The sequence below is a fragment of the Clostridium sp. K13 genome (assembly GCF_019734195.1).
Classification (GTDB): domain Bacteria; phylum Bacillota; class Clostridia; order Clostridiales; family Clostridiaceae; genus Clostridium.
This window is the reverse complement of the sequence record NZ_JAASHM010000073.1, coordinates 1-3,880: the sequence shown is the minus strand read 5'-3', so window position 1 is coordinate 3,880 and position 3,880 is coordinate 1. Positions and strand designations below refer to the sequence as shown.

The window sequence follows — 3,880 nt, the reverse complement described above, 5'->3', positions numbered from 1 at the left end:
ACAGGAAAGTTAAGCTCTACAGCGTCAATGGTACTGCATGGGTGACTGTGTGGGAGAGTAGAACGTTGCCAGGTAATTTGCGCTATTAGCTCAGTTGGTAGAGCACCTGACTCTTAATCAGGGTGTCCCCGGTTCGAACCCGTGATGGCGCACCAAAACCTTAATTTATCTTATGATAAATTAAGGTTTTTTTTATTTTCAATAATTAGTGTATAATAAAAAAGAAATAAAAATAAAAGGAGGGCTAAACAATGGCATTAAGAGGTAGAAAAGTAGCGATTGTTGGAACAGGATTAGTTGGATCGAGTACAGCATTCAGCTTAATAACACAAGGGGTTTGTGAAGAAATATTAATGATTGATTTAAATGAAGAGCGTGCTTGGGGAGAAGTAATGGATTTGAATCATTGTATAGAGTATTTAAATAGAAATACAAAGGTTAGAGTAGGTCGTTATGATGAATGTGGAGATGTTGATATTGTTGTAATAACTGCAGGGGCACCACCAAAGCCGGGGCAAACGAGAATAGATACTCTACATTTATCTGCTAAAATAGCAGAGTCTATAGTAAATCCAATAATGGAAAGTGGATTTAAAGGATATTTTATAATTATTTCTAACCCAGTAGATATGATTGCATATCATGTATATAAATTATCTGGATTACCTAAAAGCCATATAATAGGAACAGGTACATCAGTTGATTCTGCAAGGCTAAAAAACTTTATTGGGGAATTATTAAATGTAGATCCTAGATGCGTTCAAGCATACTCTATGGGGGAACATGGAGATTCACAAATGGTACCTTGGTCTCATGTATATGTTGGTGGTAAACCGTTCTTAAAAGTTATTGAAGATAATCAAGAAAGAGTTGGAGATGTAAATTTAAATACTCTTGTATTAGATACTGCTAAAGCAGGATGGGAAGTGTATAATAGAAAAGGAACTACATATTATGGAATAGCAACAGCAACTGTTGCAATAATAAGAGCTATTATAAATGATGAAAATAGAATAATACCAGTATCTACTTTATTAGATGGTGAATATGGAGAATTTAATGTATTTACAGGAGTACCAGTAGTATTAAATGGTAGTGGAGTTAAAGAGGTTGTAGAGATTGATATGTTGCCAGAAGAACTTGTTAAATTTAAAGAGTCAAATGATTTTATAAGGCAATGTATCAGTGAATTAGGATATGAAATAAAAAAATAGTTACATATAAGTTTTATAGTAAAGCTAAGTGTTTTAGTACTTAGCTTTATATTTTAAATTTATAAAAAATAAAAATTGGAGAATAATAAAATTATTTTAAAAAATATGTTGACATATGTAGAAAAAATATATATAATAAGTACTTGTTGAGGGACAAATCAACATAATAAAAAAATAAATCTGGTGATGATGGCGTAGAGGAAACACTCCTTCCCATTCCGAACAGGAAAGTTAAGCTCTACAGCGTCAATGGTACTGCACGGGTGACTGTGTGGGAGAGTAGAACGTTGCCAGGTAAAATGGTTTACTAGCTCAGTCGGTAGAGCACTTGACTTTTAATCAAGGTGTCCGGGGTTCGATTCCCCGGTAAGCCACCAAAATCACTTCTAATATAGAAGTGATTTTTTAATAAGAACTTGCTTAGCATAATATATATAAAAAGGAAAAGGTATTTAAGCCTTTTCCTTTTTTAATATTCTTAAAATATCACTTTTAATAAATTTGAAAAAATCTTTTATTGCTTTTATATCATCTTTAAAAGTTGTTTCTTCTTCATTAAAGAATCCGCTCTTATAACAAGACATAATAAAAAATAATAAACCAATATTAATATAGATATCTTTTAAATCAGCAATAAATAAATCACTTATACCAATAAAATCTAAGCTACCACCATAAAAAACTTTATCTATAAATGAACATAATGCACCTGCAAAAATAAATACAAAACACATATCTACCCAAAAGCTTTTTCCAGTTTTAAATTTAATATATCTATAAATTTCAATAAATAGCATTAATGATATTCCATTAATTATTATTAATAACGGAAAGCTAATATTAAAGTTGAATCTTGCATTTAACCAAGAGCCTTGTGTATTTATTATTGGATTGAAAAATAAAAAGTTAGGGATTATTTCAAAATAGCTATGAAAGAAATTAAGTTTTATAATTAATTTTATACCTTGATCTAATAACATTAATATTATAAAGGTAATAACTAATGATTTAGTACTTAACCCATGTGGGTTTTTTGTACTATATATGTATATAATCCATCCAGTAAAAGCAAATACTAAGATTAAAGAAAGATTTAAAATTAAAGTATATAAATCATTAACTCTTCCACTGAAAACTTCAAACAAGAAATATATAAACCACATAATTGGCAATATGCCGATTGTAAGCAGTTTATCTTTATTAAAAGAATGTTTCATAAATTCCTCCTAAAATTATAATAAGTATATCTAGATTTTAACATATTAAATATAATAATTCACTATGTTAGCAATTTATTCAAAAAAGTTGTTATAATAATAATTGGGAAGAGAATTTTATTGAAATTAATATTTAATATGTTAAATTAGGAGGTTAGTAATTATGTTAACAATTTTTGCAGTATCAGACTCAATAGGGGAAACCGCAGAACAAGTAGCTGAAGCAGCAGCAAGTCAATTTCCAGATCAGGTAGAGGTAAGAAGAATACCTTATGTTAAGTCATTAGAAGATGTAGAAGAGTTAATGAGAGATATAAAAAATTGTGAACAAGCAATGATTGTATCCACTATAATTACAGTAAATGTAAGGGAATATTTAACTCAAAAATGTGTTGAAAGTAATTTATCTGTAATAAATGTTTTAGGTCCTATAATAAATGTTGCTTCATCTCTTTTAGATAAACAACCAGAATATAATCCAGGTGCAATGTGGAAGACTGATGAAGCTTATTTTAAAAGGATTGAAGCTATGGAGTTTGCAATGCAATATGATGATAGTAAGGATTACAGAGGTTTAAAAAATGCAGATGTGGTTTTGGTTGGACTTTCAAGAACATCAAAAACACCTTTATGTATGTATTTAGCTAATAGGGGAATTAAGGCTATTAATATTCCGTTAGTTCCGGAAGTTGAGGTTCCTAAAGAATTATATGAGATAGATAAGCATAAAATCTTTGGATTAACAATTAATCCGTTACAATTAATAGAAATAAGAAAGCGAAGATTAGATAAGTTCCATAGAATACCTTCGAATATTGAATATGCAGGAGATGCTAGAATATTAGAAGAGTTTGATTTTGCTGATAAGATAATTAGAAGGTTAGGATGTAAGACTATAGATGTAACACAAAGAGCTATAGAAGATACAGCTTTAATTATTATTAAAACTTTAGGGTGTGATAAATAATTAAACTTAATAAATATAAAAGATATGATTATCTTTACTAGTATTTAATTTTATTTAATAGTAATTAATAATAATTAATAATAATTAGAAATATTAATATATAATATAAAATGATTATAAATCTGATTAAAATGGGTGTAATAATATTGGTTATTGCACCTATTTTAATAGGTGTATTCTTTATTATATTAAAAGCAAAGAAAAAGGTTGACATATATATTGAGTAATGATAAGATAAAGAACGTCGCTGATGACAAAGTATCAAGATAACTTAAAAAATAAGTTATTGACAAGAAACTTTTGAAGTGATAAGATAATCATTGTCGATTACGAAATAAGTTAAAACTTTTAAAAAAGTTGTTGACAGACAGAGTAATAGATGATAAAATAAACAAGTCGCTTTGATGCGACAGAGTAAATGGTCTTTGAAAATTGAACAGAATATAGTTAAAGTAAACCAGCAATTCTTTTGAGAGTCTTAA

General features: G+C 28.4%; 3 protein-coding genes, 2 tRNA genes and 2 rRNA genes. 6 read left to right on the top strand and 1 reads right to left on the bottom strand.

Annotation, left to right across the window (positions count from 1 at the left end; all coding sequences use genetic code 11):
- The 5 genes from rrf (HCG76_RS19640) to HCG76_RS18690 form a co-directional block, all read left to right on the top strand.
- A 5S ribosomal RNA gene (gene rrf / locus HCG76_RS19640) occupies positions 1-74 on the top strand; the annotation flags it as partial.
- A gap of 5 nt (positions 75-79) precedes the next feature.
- Positions 80-155, top strand: a tRNA-Lys gene (locus HCG76_RS18705).
- A gap of 96 nt (positions 156-251) precedes the next feature.
- Positions 252-1,214 (top strand): L-lactate dehydrogenase, encoded by a 963-nt coding sequence (locus tag HCG76_RS18700; protein ID WP_221701775.1) that lies wholly within the window; start codon positions 252-254, stop codon positions 1,212-1,214.
- A gap of 179 nt (positions 1,215-1,393) precedes the next feature.
- Positions 1,394-1,510 (top strand): 5S ribosomal RNA (rrf, locus tag HCG76_RS18695).
- 5 nt (positions 1,511-1,515) lie between these two features.
- Positions 1,516-1,591 (top strand) — tRNA-Lys (locus tag HCG76_RS18690).
- A 75-nt stretch (positions 1,592-1,666) separates the two neighbouring features.
- On the opposite strand, the gene HCG76_RS18685 is transcribed toward HCG76_RS18690, so the two are convergent.
- Positions 1,667-2,431, bottom strand: coding sequence for a signal peptidase II (locus tag HCG76_RS18685; RefSeq protein WP_221701774.1), 765 nt, complete (start codon positions 2,429-2,431; stop codon positions 1,667-1,669).
- Between the two features lie 163 nt (positions 2,432-2,594).
- On the opposite strand from HCG76_RS18685, the gene HCG76_RS18680 reads away from it, so the two are divergent.
- Positions 2,595-3,398, top strand: a complete 804-nt coding sequence (locus tag HCG76_RS18680) for a pyruvate, water dikinase regulatory protein (RefSeq protein ID WP_221701773.1) — start codon at positions 2,595-2,597, stop codon at positions 3,396-3,398.
- Positions 3,399-3,880 lie beyond the last annotated feature (482 nt).

Bases quoted from the DNA above. Each gene is read 5' to 3' on its own strand.
- HCG76_RS18700 (WP_221701775.1), top strand. From the start codon at position 252: ATGGCATTAAGAGGTAGAAAAGTAGCGATTGTTGGAACAGGATTAGTT.
- HCG76_RS18685 (WP_221701774.1), bottom strand. From the start codon at position 2,431: ATGAAACATTCTTTTAATAAAGATAAACTGCTTACAATCGGCATATTG.
- HCG76_RS18680 (WP_221701773.1), top strand. From the start codon at position 2,595: ATGTTAACAATTTTTGCAGTATCAGACTCAATAGGGGAAACCGCAGAA.